The sequence below is a fragment of the Deltaproteobacteria bacterium genome (assembly GCA_005879535.1).
Lineage (GTDB): Bacteria > Myxococcota > Myxococcia > Myxococcales > 40CM-4-68-19 > 40CM-4-68-19.
The window spans coordinates 1-14,469 of sequence record VBKI01000005.1; the positions used below are offsets into that span (position 1 = coordinate 1).

Annotated in this window: 14 protein-coding genes, 1 tRNA gene and 2 pseudogenes; 6 read left to right on the forward strand and 11 right to left on the reverse strand. The window is 68.0% G+C overall.

All coding sequences use genetic code 11. The features are described 5' to 3' along the window. From E6J58_00170 to surE, 5 genes are all read right to left on the reverse strand, one after another. Positions 1–484 (reverse strand): tRNA cytidylyltransferase (locus E6J58_00170; protein TMB44347.1); only part of this gene is annotated, 484 nt, incomplete at its 3' end. 57 nt (positions 485–541) lie between these two features. After that, a tRNA-Arg gene (locus tag E6J58_00175) sits at positions 542–618 on the reverse strand. A 55-nt stretch (positions 619–673) separates the two neighbouring features. Then, the gene (locus E6J58_00180) at positions 674–1,204 is read right to left on the reverse strand and encodes an adenine phosphoribosyltransferase (protein ID TMB44324.1); all 531 of its coding nucleotides are present in this window, start codon (positions 1,202–1,204) and stop codon (positions 674–676) included. Between the two features lie 130 nt (positions 1,205–1,334). Continuing rightward, positions 1,335–1,895, reverse strand: a complete 561-nt coding sequence (locus E6J58_00185) for a M23 family metallopeptidase (GenBank protein ID TMB44348.1) — start codon at positions 1,893–1,895, stop codon at positions 1,335–1,337. Positions 1,896–2,047: 152 nt separating this feature from the next. Continuing rightward, on the reverse strand, positions 2,048–2,818 hold the full coding sequence (gene surE, locus E6J58_00190; GenBank protein TMB44325.1) for a 5'/3'-nucleotidase SurE: 771 nt from the start codon (positions 2,816–2,818) through the stop codon (positions 2,048–2,050). A gap of 78 nt (positions 2,819–2,896) precedes the next feature. Here surE and E6J58_00195 point away from each other — a divergent pair, with 78 nt between their 5' ends. Further along, entirely contained in the window at positions 2,897–3,907 is a 1,011-nt protein-coding gene (locus E6J58_00195) for a DUF2804 domain-containing protein (protein TMB44326.1), read from the forward strand. Between the two features lie 9 nt (positions 3,908–3,916). On the opposite strand, the gene E6J58_00200 is transcribed toward E6J58_00195, so the two are convergent. Beyond that, positions 3,917–4,906: a C4-dicarboxylate ABC transporter substrate-binding protein gene (locus E6J58_00200; GenBank protein ID TMB44327.1), complete on the reverse strand. Its 990-nt coding sequence runs from the start codon at positions 4,904–4,906 to the stop codon at positions 3,917–3,919. Between the two features lie 11 nt (positions 4,907–4,917). Next, positions 4,918–6,066 (reverse strand): hypothetical protein, encoded by a 1,149-nt coding sequence (locus E6J58_00205; GenBank protein TMB44328.1) that lies wholly within the window; start codon positions 6,064–6,066, stop codon positions 4,918–4,920. On the opposite strand from E6J58_00205, the gene E6J58_00210 reads away from it, so the two are divergent. Further along, positions 5,983–7,785 (forward strand): TRAP transporter large permease subunit, encoded by a 1,803-nt coding sequence (locus E6J58_00210; protein ID TMB44329.1) that lies wholly within the window; start codon positions 5,983–5,985, stop codon positions 7,783–7,785. The genes E6J58_00205 and E6J58_00210 overlap by 84 nt on opposite strands. Here E6J58_00210 and E6J58_00215 read toward each other — a convergent pair. Both E6J58_00215 and E6J58_00220 read right to left on the reverse strand, forming a co-directional pair. Continuing rightward, entirely contained in the window at positions 7,782–9,056 is a 1,275-nt protein-coding gene (locus E6J58_00215; protein ID TMB44349.1) for a citrate synthase, read from the reverse strand. The two genes, E6J58_00210 and E6J58_00215, sit on opposite strands and share 4 nt — an antisense overlap. Positions 9,057–9,318: 262 nt before the next feature. Further along, a pseudogene (locus E6J58_00220) lies at positions 9,319–9,420 on the reverse strand (HAD family hydrolase). Positions 9,421–9,487: 67 nt separating this feature from the next. Between E6J58_00220 and E6J58_00225 the strand changes: the two are divergent. From E6J58_00225 to E6J58_00235, 3 genes and pseudogenes are all read left to right on the forward strand, one after another. Further along, on the forward strand, positions 9,488–10,648 hold the full coding sequence (locus E6J58_00225; protein ID TMB44330.1) for a hypothetical protein: 1,161 nt from the start codon (positions 9,488–9,490) through the stop codon (positions 10,646–10,648). A 67-nt stretch (positions 10,649–10,715) separates the two neighbouring features. Then, positions 10,716–11,030: a hypothetical protein gene (locus E6J58_00230; GenBank protein ID TMB44331.1), complete on the forward strand. Its 315-nt coding sequence runs from the start codon at positions 10,716–10,718 to the stop codon at positions 11,028–11,030. Positions 11,031–11,033: 3 nt separating this feature from the next. Continuing rightward, positions 11,034–11,369: pseudogene (locus tag E6J58_00235) on the forward strand (formylglycine-generating enzyme family protein). Positions 11,370–11,376: 7 nt separating this feature from the next. Here E6J58_00235 and E6J58_00240 read toward each other — a convergent pair. Further along, complete coding sequence (locus E6J58_00240; protein ID TMB44332.1) at positions 11,377–12,387, reverse strand: sulfite oxidase; 1,011 nt, start codon at positions 12,385–12,387, stop codon at positions 11,377–11,379. A gap of 80 nt (positions 12,388–12,467) precedes the next feature. Further along, on the reverse strand, positions 12,468–12,959 hold the full coding sequence (locus E6J58_00245; GenBank protein TMB44333.1) for a DUF417 family protein: 492 nt from the start codon (positions 12,957–12,959) through the stop codon (positions 12,468–12,470). Between the two features lie 139 nt (positions 12,960–13,098). On the opposite strand from E6J58_00245, the gene E6J58_00250 reads away from it, so the two are divergent. Beyond that, positions 13,099–14,469 carry a mercuric reductase gene (locus E6J58_00250; protein TMB44334.1) on the forward strand — a complete coding sequence of 457 codons (1,371 nt, stop codon included), beginning with the start codon at positions 13,099–13,101 and terminating at the stop codon, positions 14,467–14,469.

Consider the following 14,469-nt stretch of genomic DNA (forward strand, 5'->3'; position numbering starts at 1 on the left):
GCAGCGTACAGGCAAACCGGACGGCGCGGAGCGGCCTCAGCCCGTCTTCGCGAAAGCGCGCCACCGGATCGCCGACGGCACGCAAGCGGCAGCGCCGCAGGTCTTCCGCGCCGGAGAAGGGATCCCGCAGCACCCCGTCGATGGGGTCCCAGGCCATCGCGTTCACTGTGAAATCGCGCCGCGCCAGATCGCCGTCGATGTCGCCGAGGAACGTCACCGCGCTCGGCCGCCGTCCATCGAGATACGGGCCTTCACCGCGAAACGTGGTCACCTCGACGTTGTGCTCGCCGGTGACCACCGTCACCGTGCCGTGCTGCATTCCGGTGGGGACCACGCGCGGAAAGAGCTTCACCACCTGCTCGGGAAGCGCATCGGTTGCGACGTCGAAGTCCTGCGCAACCTTGCCGAGCAAGAGATCGCGGACGGCGCCGCCGGCGAGCCACGCCTGCTTCCCCGCTGCGCGCAGCGTGCGGAGCAAGGCCATGACGTCGGCGGGAACGGCTTTGGCGTCCAGCACGCCCGTCAGCTATCACGCGTTGAATGGTGCGCCCAACAGGACTCGAACCTGTGGCCTGCGGTTTAGGAAACCGCCGCTCTATCCACCTGAGCTATGGGCGCCCGGTGTCCGAAACTCGGGGGAATCTAGCGCATCTCGCTTCCGCCCGAGGGGCCTTCAGTACGCGATCAGCGATTCGACGGGGCCGCCCGCCCCCACCAGGCGCTCGCGGCCCTTGAGGAACGTCAACTCGACGACGAAGAGGAAGGCGCCCACCTCGCCCTGCTGCTTTCGCACCAGCTGCGCCGCGCCCCAGGCGGTGCCGCCGGTGGCGAGCAGGTCGTCGACGATCGCCACCTTCTCGCCCGGCCGCACCGCGTCGACGTGCGCCTCGAGAACTCCCTTGCCGTACTCCAGCGCGTATTCGATCCGGTCCGTCCTGTAGGGAAGCTTCCCCAGCTTGCGGACGGGGGCGAAGCCGATCTTGAGGCGATCCGCCAAGGCGGCGCCGAAGATGAATCCTCGCGACTCGATGGCGACGATGCGATCGAACGCGCGACCGCGCAGCCGCCCTTCCATGTCGTCGAGGACGGATTGGAATGCCTTCGGCTCGCCGAGGATCGGCGTGATGTCCTTGAAGAGGATGCCAGGCTGCGGGAAGTCGGGAACGTCGCGGATCAGCGTGCGGACCTGTACCAGGGAGCCCATTCGCCGCATCCTCGCAAAAAACCGGCCGCCGGTCCCATGGGGGGGTTGGGACCGACGGCCGCGGGATCGGCCGAAGCCGGAAACCCGTGCGGTGTGTAGCAACGCGGCGCGTCGGCGGCAACGAAAAGCGTCAGCGCAGAAACCCCAGCGGATCCCGGGGCTGGGTACCGACGCGGACCTCGAAATGCAGGTGCGGTCCGGTGGCGTTGCCCGTCTTTCCTACCCGCGCGATCTGCTCTCCGCGCGACACCTTGTCGCCCTGCGAAACCAGGTTCTTCGCGTTGTGCGCGTACACCGTCACGACGTCGCGGTCGTGGGCGAGCAGGACCAGGTTCCCGTACCCGCGCTGCTCGCCCGAGAAGAGCACGATCCCGTCTTCGGCCGCGCGCACCGGGGTCCCCTCGGGACACGCAAGATCGATCCCGTCGTGGTGATCGCGCTCCCGCTCCCCGAATCCGGAGATGAGGACGCCCGGCGCAGGCCAGGCGAGGGGCTCGCCCAGCGCGGCGGGGTCGAGCCGCTGCACTCCCGCGCGAGGAATGGACGAAGGCGAGCGGCGGCGGACCGGAGCGCGAGTCATCAGCGGCGGATCGGGGGGCGGAATCGGCAGCTCCCGCTCCGCTCCCGGTACGAAGAGCGAGCTCCCTGCGGCGAGCTGGGCGGCATTCTCGAGGGCGTTCTCGCGCAGCATGATCTCCAGCGGTACCCCGTAGGTGCGGGCGATGCGCCAGAGCGTCTCGCCGGCGCGCACGTGGTGCACGACTCCGGCCTGCTGAATGACCTTTTCCTCGGGCCGCGCCGTGCGGTGCGCGCAGGCGCACGCGGAGACGCACAGGATGAGCGTCAGTCGCGCACGAGCCCGGGCAGCTCCCAATCCTTCAGCTCCTCGACGAGCTCCTTCCGGGTCAGGTCGAGGTGCAGCGGCGTCACCGAGATGAGCCGCCGATCGAACACCGCGTTGCAGTCGCTGCCCGGGACGTTTTCGTGCGCCTGCTCGTCTCCGCCAATCCAGTAGTACGCGCGCCCGCGAGGGTCCAATTTCTCGACGACCGCGGCCGCGTAGGACCGGCGGCCGATGCTGGTGATCTGCACGCCTTGCGGCGCTCCCGGCGGGACGTTCACGTTGAGCAGCGTCCCCGGGGGAAGGCCGTGGCGACCGATCTCGCGCGCGAGGGCAACGGCGAACTTCGCGGCGTGCGCGTAGTCGCGGGTCTTGATCAGGCTGATGGCGAAGCTGGGTACTCCGCCGACGCATCCCTCCATCGCCGCCGCGACCGTGCCCGAGTAGTGCACGTCGTTCGCGAGGTTCGGCCCCCGATTGATCCCGGAGGCCACCAGTTCCGGCGCCCGGCCCTTGGCCACGTGGTTGAGCCCGATGTAGACGGCGTCGGTCGGAGTGCCGTCGACGGACCAGCGCTCGATCTCCCCGTCCGGACCCCAGGGCGGGAGCTTCTCGATGCGCAGCGGACGGTGCAGCGAGATGCTGCGGCTGGTGGCGCTCTGCTCGCGGTCCGGCGCGCAGACCACTACTTCGCCGAGCTCGAGCAGCGCCTCCGCGAGCACCCGCAGCCCTTGCGCCTCTGCGCCGTCGTCGTTGGAGACGAGGATCCGCATGGCGCGCAATGTGGCTCAGCGCGCATCCGCCCGCAACGGCCGCTTGCCGGACCTGCGCGGCGGCCGCACACTGCGACCATGTCCGAAGCGCACACGCTGGCGTCGCCGCTGCCGACAGCGCCGGAGCGCCTCGCCGCCGAAGATGGAACGCCCCGGTTCGGCCTTTACGCCGGTTCGGTGGCGGATGCCCGCTTCGGAACGCTGAAGCACGTCCCGGGCCTGCTCGAGCGCCGCCTGATCGAGAAGAGATGGCAGTACGTCTTTCTCTCCACGCCGGAGATGATGCTGGCGCTGGCGGTCATCGACTGCGGATACCTGTCGACCGGCATCTGCGCCGTCTTCGACCGCGGTTCGGGGCGAATGCTCGTCGACGACAATCCGGTGCTGCCGCCGATCTGCGCGCAGGTGGCTGAAGAACCTTCGAGCGGGATGTCGGCGCGGTTGCTCGGCCCTCGCATTCGCGCGCGGATGCAGCGGGCGGGAAGCCGCATGTCCATCCAGGCGACCTGGGCGCATGCGGACGTGGACCTGCTCCTCGAGACGGACCGGGCGCCTCCGCCGATTACGGCCATCGCTCCCGCCGGCGCTGCCGGACGCTTCGATCTCACGCAGAAGACCGTGCTGGTTCCGGCGGAAGGCGAGGTGCGCGCGGGAAACGTCCATTTCCCTGTGCACGGCGCATTCGCCGGCCTCGACTACACGCATGGCCTGCTCGCGCGCGAGACCGCCTGGCGATGGGCGTTTGGGTGCGGACGCGCAGGTCCCCGCCTCGTCGCCTTCAACTTCAGCGACGGCTTTCTCCAGGGCGACGGCGAGAACGCAGTGTGGATCGACGGCGAGCCGCGTGGGGTCGGGCCAATCACATTCTCGTTCGAATCGCAGGCGCCGCTCGCGCCCTGGCGCGTTCAAGGTGGGGAGGGGCGCGTCGACCTCACCTTCCACCCCGAGGGGTTCCGCGCGCAGACGATCGATCTGAAGCTGATCGCCAGCCGCTATCTGCAGCCGTTCGGGACCTTCTCGGGCCAGATTGACGGGGTCGCCATCGAAGGCCTCCCCGGCGTCACCGAAGATCATGCTGCCCGGTGGTGACGGCCTTTCTCATCGCCTGTGCTGGGCGCGGTACTCGTCGCGGAGCTTTTTCACTTCGTCGTAGATCCCCGCCGGTACGACCTTGCCCCGCACGACCTCGTTCGCTTCCTCCGCCGCCTTCTGCCACTCCTCGAGGCTCGTGGGCTGCACGACGTTGAGGCCCCGCTTCTTCATCTGCGCGATCGCGTCCTCGTTCTGCTTGCGGATGTCGTCGCGCGTCTTCTTTCCGTAGTCCTCGGCGATCTCCAGCACCTTCTGGCGCAGGTCTTCGGGGATCTTCTCCCAGGTGTCTTTCCGCACCACCGTGGCGCCGGTGAGGAATCCCCAATGCATGTTCAACATATTGCGGGCGCGGGAGTACAGGTTGGTCGTGTACGCGTAGAGCGGCGACTGGGCGACGACGTTGATCATCCCGGAAGTCAGCGAAGGGACGAGGTCGGTGGAGGAGAGGACGACCGGATGGAACCCTGCCGCCTTCCAGGCCGCCTCCGCGCCGGGATCGCCGTTCCAGGTGAAGACCTTCCCTTTCCCGAAGTCCACCGGCGTCCGGTACGGCTGGGTGGAGAAGAGATAGACGAACCCGACCTCGCCCCAATGCAGCACCTGGTAGTTGCGCCGGGCGATCGCGTCCTCCAGCTTGCCGCGGATCTTCTCATGGACGTAGTCGTACTCCTCGTAGGAGTCGATCATGAACGGCACGTCCTCCGCCTGCGGCTCGGGCGTGATCTCGTGCAGCCCGATGGCGGTGATCGACGCGGCGTGGAGCTGCCCGATCGACATCTTCCGGATCATCTCGCCTTCGTTGCCCTGCGTGCCGCCGGCGTAGATCTTCAGCTCTACCTTGCCGTTCGTCGTCTTGGAGACGTCCTGCGCCATCGACATCAGCAGCTGGTGCCAGGTCGATCCCTGCGGCGCCAGGGTTCCGAGCTTGATGCGCACGGGCGCCTGCGCGGAGGCGGCGGTGGCGGCGAGGGTGAGCGCGAGCGCGAGTCGATTCATGCGAAGAGTCCTCAGTCGGGAAAGACGTCGTCCTCGTGCGCGAGCAGGTACCGGGCGCGGCGCTGGGCGAGCACGTTGACGAGACGGTTGTTGCGCGCCTTCGGCTGATCGACGTCGAACGAAGCGGCCTCCTTGAGCAGGCCCTCGTACTCGCGCTTGTTCTGCGCCGGGCCGGACACCGCCTCTGCATAGGTGACGAGCGGCGAGATTTTCTCTCCCCGGGACAGCTCCCGCACGCGGTCGAAATGCTGCCTCTGCCTTTGCGGAGTGGTCCCTTCCGGCCGCGCCGGATCGAAGGTGATGGCGAACTCGTGCAAGGCCCCGTGATCGTAAGCCTCGTCGAGCTGCAGCGCACGATCGAGCAGCGAAGCAATCAACGGAACGTCGCCGACCAGCTCGAGGTCCCGCTTGTTCGCGGCGATGGCCGCTGCCCAGGACGCGAGCGTCCAATAGAGCAGCGGGACGTCATCCTTCTGCAGCCTGGAGAGGCCCGCAGGCGTGCGCAACTCCTGAAGACCGACGCCGCGGGCGAGCTTCAGCCCCTCGGCTCCGTAGTCCCGCGCCCGCAGGTACATGCGGCGCGCGCGGAGCATGGCGGCTTGCGCCTGGTCGCGTGGCGCGCCGAGCTCCGCCGGCTGCTGCAGGAAAGCGTACGCGTACTGGGTGAAGCCCCGCGCCAGGCCGAGCCGCAAGGCGACGTGATCGTCGAGCTCGTCGGAGAGGGTCTCCATCGTCTTGAGCGCGAAGGGCACCGCGTCCCGCACCAGCTCCGGATCGTCCTCGCGCGCGAACGCGCTGCCCTCTCCGGTATCCGCGATCGCGTCGGCGACGTGGTTCAGCGCGAAGCGCTTCGGAGAGCAGGCAAGCAGGAGGAGGAGCGGAGCGAACTTGATCGCGCGCAAGATGGGCGAGAGTGATATTGACGCTGCCCTGGAAGTCAACCTTTGCAGCGAGAGGGAGTCGGATTGGACGCGCCGCCCGCAGCCGCCCACGTTGCCGGAGCGCCCGAAGCACCCGGGGAAAGACCAGCAGGCACCTCGTTCGAGCGCTGGGCGCTCGTCGCCATCGTGCTCACGATGGTGCTTCTTCCCACTCTCGAGGCGGCAGTCCGCCGGCTCACCGGCTCCGGCGTTCCCGGTGCGGCCGTCTACACCCAGCACCTCACGCTCTGGGTCGGCTTCCTCGGCGCGATGCTCGCCACTTCCAGCGGACACCATCTCGCGCTTTCCACCGTCGACTTCCTCCGCGAGGGTTGGCCGCGCGAGCTGGCGCGGTCGTTTGGCAGCGCCGTCACGACACTGATCTGCGCCGTCCTCGCTTACGCGTCATTCGACATGGTGCTGCTCGACAAGGGCCGGGTCGACACGCTGGCCGGCGGCGTTCCCGAATGGTGGTTCGAAGTGGTGATGCCGATCGGCTTCGCGGTGATGTCGGTGCGCGGAGCGATGAAGGCACCGACCCGGCGGTCGAGGATCTTCTGCTTCGTCATCATCGCAGCGGTGCTGCCGTTCGTCGTCTCGCGCGCCCTCGCGGTCAAGGGCGCCGGCTTTCTCACCATGCCCGATGGGCCGACGCTGCTGCACGGTCACACCGCGCGCTTCGGCGCGCCCGCGGGCCTTCTCCTGTTCGCCTCGTTCCTGCTCGGGGCTCCCGTGTTCGTGGTGATGGCGGGCTTCGCGCTGCTGCTCTTCTACCTGGCGGCGACGCCGGTCGCTTCCGTCCCGGCGGAGACCTTCCGGCTCGTGGTCTCTCCGACGCTCCCCGCCATCCCGCTGCTCACCGTGGCCGGGTACGTGCTCGCCGAAGGGGGCGCGTCCAGGCGGCTGGTGCGCGCGGCACAGGGCTGGTTCGGCTGGATGCCCGGGGGCCTCGCGGTGATGGCGGCGTTCGTCTGCGCCCTCTTCACCACTTTCACCGGCGCGAGCGGCGTCACCATCCTCGCGCTCGGCGGGATCATCCTGCCCGCCCTGATCAGCGAGAAATATCCCGAAGGCTTTTCGCTCGGCCTCGTCACTGCCGCGGGGAGCCTCGGGCTCCTCTTCCCCCCGTCCCTGCCGGTGATTCTCTACGGCGTCGTCGCCGGAGTAGCCATCGATCATCTGTACATCGGCGGCCTGGTTCCCGGCCTGCTGATGGTCGTCCTGGTGGCCGCGTACGGGGTGTGGATGGGAATCCGGAACAAGACGCCGCGACAGCGCTTCGAGGCGCGGGAGGCGTTGCGCGCGCTCTGGGTCGCGAAGTGGGACCTGGGCCTGCCGCTCTTGATCATCGTCGCGGTGGCGAGCGGTTTCGCCACCATCGTCGAGTCGGCAGCGCTGGGAGCGGCCTACGCCATCGTCGCCGAGATCGTCCTTCACCGGGATGTGCACCCGACGCGCGACCTCCCGCGCGTGCTCGTCCACGCTTCCACGCTGGTAGGCAGCGTCGTCATCCTGCTCGGCGTCGCCCTGGGCATGACCAGTTATCTGGTCGACGCGGAAATTCCTACCCGCTTGCTCACCTGGGTGCAGGCGCACATCCATTCGCAGTGGGAGTTCCTGCTCGCGCTCAACGTGCTCTTGCTGGTGCTCGGGAGCGTGCTCGAGATCTACTCGGCCATCGTCGTGCTCGCGCCACTGGTCGCGCCGCTCGGGGCCGCGTTCGGCGTCGAGCCCGTGCACCTGGGAGTGGTCTTCCTCGCCAACCTGGAGCTGGGATTCCTCTTTCCGCCGATGGGGCTCAACCTCTTCCTCAGCGCGTCGCGTTTCCAGAAGCCGCTGCCGCTGCTCTACCGGAAGGCGCTGCCCTTCCTGGTGATCATGGCCGTCGGAGTGCTGCTGATCACGTACGTGCCGGCGATCACCACCGGCGTGGTGTCTTTGCTGAAGCCCGCGCGTTAACCCCGCTTCTCCAGCGAGACGTAGTGGGTCTCCCGCGGACCCGTATAGATCTGCCGCGGACGGCCGATCTTCGTGGAAGGATCCTCGATCATCTCCTTCCAGTGCGCGATCCACCCCGGCAGCCGGCCCAGCGCGAACATCACGGTGAACATCTGGGTGGGGATCCCCAGCGCCTTGTAGATGATGCCCGAGTAGAAGTCGACGTTCGGGTACAGCTTGCGCTCGACGAAGTACGGGTCGCGCAGCGCGGTCTCCTCCAGCTGCTTCGCGAGGTCGAGCATCGGGTCCTTGACGCCCAGCTTCTCGAGGACGTCGTCGCACGCCTTCTTGATGATCTTCGCCCGGGGGTCGAAGTTCTTGTAGACGCGGTGGCCGAATCCCATCAGCCGGATGCCGCTCTTCTTGTCCTTGACCTGGCCGATGAACTCCTGCGCGCTCAGCCCCTTCTTCCGGATGTCCTCCAGCATGTCCATCACTTCCTGGTTCGCGCCGCCGTGCAGAGGACCCCACAGCGCGCAGATGCCCGCGGAGATGCTGGCGAAGAGGTTCGTCTGGGCGGAGCCGACCATGCGGACGGTGCTGGTCGAGCAGTTCTGCTCGTGATCGGCGTGGAGGATCAGCAATAGATTGAGCGCCCGCACCGCGACCGGGTCGGGGCGGTATTCCTCCGCCGGGACCGCGAACATCATCCGGAGGAAGTTCGCGCAATAGTCGAGGTCGTTGCGCGGGTACATGAACGGATGCCCGATGTTCTTCTTGTACGAGAAAGCCGCGATGGTGGGCAGCTTGGCGATCAGGCGCGCGATGGTGATATCGCGGTATTCGTCGGCCTTTGCGTTCAGCGCGTAGGGATAGAACGAGCTGAGCGACGACACCATCGCGGAGAGGATCGCCATCGGGTGCGCGGTCATCGGGTATCCGTCGAAGAACCGGCGCATGTCCTCATGGATCATCGAGTGGCGGGTGAGCAGCCGCTCCCAGCGGGTCATCTCGTCCCGCGTAGGCAGGTGGCCGTAGATCAACAGATACGCCGTCTCGGTGAAGGTGCTCCTCTCCCCCAGCTCCTCGATGGGAACGCCGCGGTAGCGCAGGATGCCCCGCTCGCCGTCGAGGAAGGTGATGGCGCTCTCCGTCGAAGCGGTGTTCATGAACGCCGGATCGAGCGTCACCAGTCCCGTCTTCCCGCGCAGGTCGGAGATGTCGACTGCCCGCTCGCCCTCGGTTCCCTCTATGACCTGAAGGTCCAGCAGCTCTTCCTTGCCTGCATTCATGCTGACGGTCTTCTCGGGCACGGTCGCTCCTTCGCTCTGGATGCCTGCGGGCAACGTGGTCTCGCGCGGCGCTGGCAAAGAGTCAAGAGGCGAGCCGCGCGAGCAGTTCGCCCAATTGAAACGGCGCATCGCAGCTCGCGCGCAAAGGCGCCCGGCTTGTTCGTCAGCACGCCGCGGGCATGGGGAGGCCTCCGGAGCAATTCCGCGATGCCGTCGTAGACCTCCCCGATGAAGCCGTGGATGACACGGGCGGGTTCCGCGCGGGAAGGCCCAAGCGCGCCAGCATCGCGTTCACACTGTCGGCGAGGTCGTCGCGCGAATCGACCAACGTCCCGTCCAGGTCGTAGATGACGCCCTCGAGCATCGCGAACCTTTAACCCGCTTCCACGCCTGGGTGTCGTGCTGCCGGACGCTGCCTGGAGGCAACCCTGATGAAGGTCACCCCGGTCTTTTCTTCCCTTCTTGCTGCCGCGGCGCTCGCCGCCTGCGGCAAGACGGGCACCACCGACGATTTCCGCGCCGCGGCGCCGACCTCGGACAAGATCGCCATTTCCGAATACGACGGCGACCCGGTCGGCGGCACCGCCGCCGACGATCCGTCTTCGAGCGCACAGCAAGCGGCGAGGCCGGAGTGCCATCCGCACCTGTTCGTTCGCACACACGAGATCATCGGCAGGCTCAACCGGCATTTCGACAAGCACCTGCACCATGTCGAGGAGCTGATCGAGAACAATCCGCTCAGCGACGGGGAAACCAGGACCTGGGAGAACATCCGGGCCGGCCTGGACCGGAAGTTCACCATGACCCGCACCGCGAACCTCGACGGCTCCGTCACCTATGACTTCGAGCTCGACGTCGCGAGCGTGCCCGCCAGCGGGTCGCTCTCGTTCGTCAAGGTGATGTGGGGGTCGATCACGCATTCCGGCCCCTCCGTCGAGGCAAGCGATGCAGGAACGACCGAGGCCGTCGAGAACAAGGGCGTCGTGACGTTCGACTTCACCGCCCTCGCCTCGGTCAAGACGTCCGAGCGCGCCCGCGGGCAGATCACCGACACGTTCGACAACGTGCGCGACCCGGCGAAGGGCGTGAAGAGGGTCGCCAGCGTCGTCCTGACCAACTTCGTGCCGGAGGAAGGAGATCCCCACGGACCGCGGAGCGGCAGCTACTCGTGGGAGCGCGAGCCCGGCGTGGGCGGCAAGTTCCGCTTCCAGGACACCGTGACGCTATTCTGCCTGCCGAACCCGACGGGCGTGCAGTCCGACGTCACCACCATCTCGCGCTGGTACAAGGCGGACGACGGCCAGGTGCACGGACGCAGCGACTCGATGGCGAGGGGCGGCCAGCTCCCGACCGGCGATACCTGGATGGGCGTGACCTGCGCCAAGGGCCAGACGACAGCCATGCCTGCAGAGGGCTTCTGGATGATGAAGCTCGAGGACAGTACCGGCGCGACGCTGAGCTCGCAGATGTCGCAGGTGGGTACCGATCCTTGCGATCCGTTGCTCGGTGCCGTGCCCAGCGCCACCGGCAACAACACCGACTACGACTTCCCCACGGATTTCAGCGCGATCACCTTCCCGGGTGAATGGTAGTTGTCGCTGCAGCCCCCGACGACACACGGGAGGCGTCCGGCTCCGGCCGGGCGCCTTTTGTGTTTCCATGGGACGGATGCGGATGTGCCACGTGCCGGCGGGTGAGTTCTGGATGGGGACCGATCCGCCCGAAGGCCAGCAGAACGAACATCCGCGGCGGCGCGTGACCACGGCGGCATACGCCATCGGAGAGGCGCCGGTCACCAACGCCGAGTTCGCCGCGTTCGTCGACGGCGGCGCCTACCGGGATCCCTCGCTCTGGAACGAGGCCGGCTGGCGCTGGCGCGAGCAAGACGGAATCGCCGCTCCGCGCTTCTGGAACGACGATGCGTGGCGCGACTACCTCGCGCCAGACCAGCCGGTGGTCGGCGTGAGTTGGTAGCGCCTTCCTGCGGAAGCGGAATGGGAGCGCGCGGCCCGTGGCGACGACGGCAGGCGCTTCCCCTGGGGCGACGACTGGATTCCGGCCAACGCCGCGCACCGCGGCGGCCTCCGCCATACCCTGCCCGTCCGCTCGCTTCCTTCGAACCGCAGCCCGCACGGGCTCTACGATTGCGCGGGCAACGTCTGGGAATGGTGCGCGGACGAGTATGCAAAGGGCTTGCGCAGCGCTCGCGGCGGCTCCTGGAACGCGCACCCTCCCCAGCTCCGTTGCGCCGCGCGCAACGCCTGGCCGCCGGACGCCCGATTTTCCAATCTCGGGTTCCGCGTCGCCCGTTGAGCGGCGCCTAGATCGCGGTGATCAGTACCCGCTGGACGGCGTTGTTGCCGTAGCCGAGCTCGTTCCATTCGGGCTCGTCGGGCTGGGTCCTCCCCTGGAGATCAGTCGCGCGGCAAGCGAGGAGGTACCGGCCCCGCACTTTCGGCGTCCAGCGAAGCTCGAAGCGGCGCCAGGAGTGCGGCAGCGCGGGGCCCACGAGACGGGCCGGGTGGCGCTGGCCATCGATTTCGACGTCGACACCATCGATCCCGTCGCCGCTCCACGCGAGACCCGAAAGGAGGATGCGAGCTCCGGCGCGGACCCGTTCTTCCAGGCCGGTGAACATCGACTTCACCCGCACCCGGGTCACCGGGTCGCCCGGCGCATAGACGTATTTTTCCGTCTGGAACTCGCCTTCGAACGGGCGTTCTACGGCCTCGATGCGCGCAAGCCACTTCACGCTGGCCATGCCGTACCAGCCGGGAACGATCAGCCGCAGCGGAGCGCCGAACCGGGCGGGGATCGGCTCGGCGTTCATTTCCCAGGCGAGGAGCGTGTCCGGGTCCGTCGCCACTTCCCGGGGCAGGGAACGCTGGTACCCACCTCCATCGGCGCCGGTGAACACCACTTCCACGGCGCTCTCCCGCAGCTCGAGAACGGAGCGCAGCGGGACGCCGGTCCACTGGGCCGTGCTGACGGCCCGATGCGCCCACTGCTCGCCGGACACGGGCGGATCGATCATCGCGCGCCCGTTTCCGGCGCATTCGGTGACGACGGTTTTCGTCACTGCAGGCATCCGCCGAAGCTGGCGCACGGGCACCATCCGCGGCGTGATCACCGCACCCGCGATTTCGACGGCGTGCGAGTCGCCGAGCCGCGGAATGGCGAAATGGCAGCGGAGGAAGCGTTCTTCCGCCGGCGTGATCAGCCGTCCGAACGCGGCATCGGGTGCCTCCGCGTTGACGGGGTCGCGGGAATGGATGCGCCGGCCCTCTGCATCGAGGACGGAAAGTGACTCGATCTCTGCCTGGACCCGCATTCGCCGCCGCGACGGGAAGGTAGGTCCTCGGTGCCTCTATGTCAGGGGGCCGGCGCTTGCCCGGCTGCCACTCGGCGCCGTTACCGCGCGGCTTCCCGCCTGACGGCGCGGAGCGATTCGGCGGCGAGCGCGATGGCAGCACCCAGGAGAACGACGTCCTTGAGCAGGAAGCCGTGCGCCGGGTGCATGGGCGAAAGGGCGCCGGGTGTCGAGAAGAGGAACGAGACCGTGCTGACGAAGGTGGCGACCGCGAGCGCGCCGCCGATGACCGACGCACGGGCGGAGATCGGGCGGACGGCGAGGAGCGCGGCCGTGACCAGCTCGGAAGTTCCGATGATCCGGGAGACGCCTTCGTCGGTGAAGAACGCGTAGAGCCAGCTCATGAGCGGGCTGTTGGCGACGAGCGGCTTGATTGCGGCGGCCTCGGCGGCGGTGAATTTGAGGGCGCCGAAGAGAACGAAGATGAGGACGAGCGCGTAGCGCAACACGCTGATCCCGATGGATTCGAGGGTGGCGCCGCGGTCGGCGGTGGTGGGCGAAAAAGCGGCTCGAAGCTCGACACTGGTGCTCATGACGATCCTCCTGGGATTGGAAGGGAAGGCAGTTCGTGCTCTTGAGGTCGCGGAAGGTCAGGAAACGTTACGCGGGCGTAACGTCAGGGTGCGTTTCCGGACTTGATCGGCGATATCGACGCAGCGTGAGGAGGCTTCCATGGATGCGGACGCGATCGTCATCGGCGCGGGGCAAGCGGCCGTACCGCTCGCGGTAAGGCTCGCCAAATCCGGACGGCGGACGCTGCTGGTCGAGCGATCGCGCCTCGGCGGTACCTGCGTGAACTACGGCTGCACGCCCACGAAGACCATGGTGGCGAGCGCGCGCGCCGCGCACGTGGCGCGCACCTCGGGGCGCCTGGGCGTCGAGTGCGGAGTGCCGCGCGTGGACTTCAAGGCGATCGTCGCGCGGAAGGATGCCGTCGTGCGGCAGTGGCGCGAAGGGATTCAATCCCGGCTCGAAGGCGCTCGCGATCACCTCAGGGTCGTGCACGGACATGCCCGATTCACCGGGGAGCGCGAGATCGAGGCGGCGGGAGAGCGCCACCGGGCGGAGATCTTCGTCATCGACGTCGGCGTCCGGCCGGCAACGCCGGAAATCGAGGGGCTTGCCGCCCTCCCCTGGCTCGACAACCGGCGCGTGATGGAGCTGGAGGCGCTGCCCGAGCACCTCGTCGTCATCGGCGGCGGATACATCGGATGCGAGTTCGCGCAGATGTTCCGGCGTTTCGGAGCGGCGGTGACGGTGGTGCAGCGAGGGTCGCATCTGCTCGACCGCGAGGACCCCGACGTCTCGGAGGCGCTGGAAGGGGTCTTCAGCGCCGAAGGAATCGACGTCGTTGTCGGCGCTGGCGTGCGCCGCGCCGCGGCGGGCGCTTCCGGCGTCGCGATCACACTGCAGGACGGCCGCCGGATCGACGGCTCGCACGTCCTGGTGGCGGTGGGTCGCCGGCCCAACACCGACGATCTCGGGTGCGAGCGCGCCGGGATTGGTCTCGATGGGCGCGGCTTCATCAAGGTCGACGACCGTTACAGGACCAGCGCGGAGGGCATCTATGCCGTGGGGGACGTCACGGGCGGTCCGCAATTCACGCACACCGCATGGGACGACCACCGCATCCTCTTCGACGTGCTCACCGGTCGATCGGCGCGCAGCCGGTCGGGGCGCGTCATCCCGTATGTCGTCTTCACCGACCCCCAGGTCGCCGGAGTCGGTCTCAACGAGCGCGAGGCCCGCGCACGCGGCGTTCGATTCGACGTGGCGAAGATGCCGTTCGGGCAGGTGGCGCGTGCCATCGAGATCGACGAGACCGCCGGTCTTCTCAAGCTTCTCGTCGACCCGCAGACGGAGCGGATCGTCGGCGCGAACATCGTCGGCGCGGAGGCCGGCGAGCTGATCCACGTGTTCGCCGCGCTCATGCAGGCGGGAGCTACCGCTCGCGCGGTGGTGGACGTGGAGATGGCCCACCCCACCTTCGCCGAAGGCGTACAGAGCGTTGCGATGCAGCTGCCGCGGTACGCCCTGGGCTGA

Coding starts and splice junctions, on each gene's coding strand:
- E6J58_00180 (TMB44324.1), bottom strand. CDS start 1,204: ATGGGCTCCCTGGTACAGGTCCGCACGCTGATCCGCGACGTTCCCGAC.
- E6J58_00185 (TMB44348.1), bottom strand. CDS start 1,895: ATGCTGCGCGAGAACGCCCTCGAGAATGCCGCCCAGCTCGCCGCAGGG.
- surE (TMB44325.1), bottom strand. CDS start 2,818: ATGCGGATCCTCGTCTCCAACGACGACGGCGCAGAGGCGCAAGGGCTG.
- E6J58_00195 (TMB44326.1), top strand. CDS start 2,897: ATGTCCGAAGCGCACACGCTGGCGTCGCCGCTGCCGACAGCGCCGGAG.
- E6J58_00200 (TMB44327.1), bottom strand. CDS start 4,906: ATGAATCGACTCGCGCTCGCGCTCACCCTCGCCGCCACCGCCGCCTCC.
- E6J58_00210 (TMB44329.1), top strand. CDS start 5,983: ATGGTGCTTCTTCCCACTCTCGAGGCGGCAGTCCGCCGGCTCACCGGC.
- E6J58_00215 (TMB44349.1), bottom strand. CDS start 9,056: ATGAATGCAGGCAAGGAAGAGCTGCTGGACCTTCAGGTCATAGAGGGA.
- E6J58_00225 (TMB44330.1), top strand. CDS start 9,488: ATGAAGGTCACCCCGGTCTTTTCTTCCCTTCTTGCTGCCGCGGCGCTC.
- E6J58_00230 (TMB44331.1), top strand. CDS start 10,716: ATGGGACGGATGCGGATGTGCCACGTGCCGGCGGGTGAGTTCTGGATG.
- E6J58_00240 (TMB44332.1), bottom strand. CDS start 12,387: ATGCGGGTCCAGGCAGAGATCGAGTCACTTTCCGTCCTCGATGCAGAG.
- E6J58_00245 (TMB44333.1), bottom strand. CDS start 12,959: ATGAGCACCAGTGTCGAGCTTCGAGCCGCTTTTTCGCCCACCACCGCC.
- E6J58_00250 (TMB44334.1), top strand. CDS start 13,099: ATGGATGCGGACGCGATCGTCATCGGCGCGGGGCAAGCGGCCGTACCG.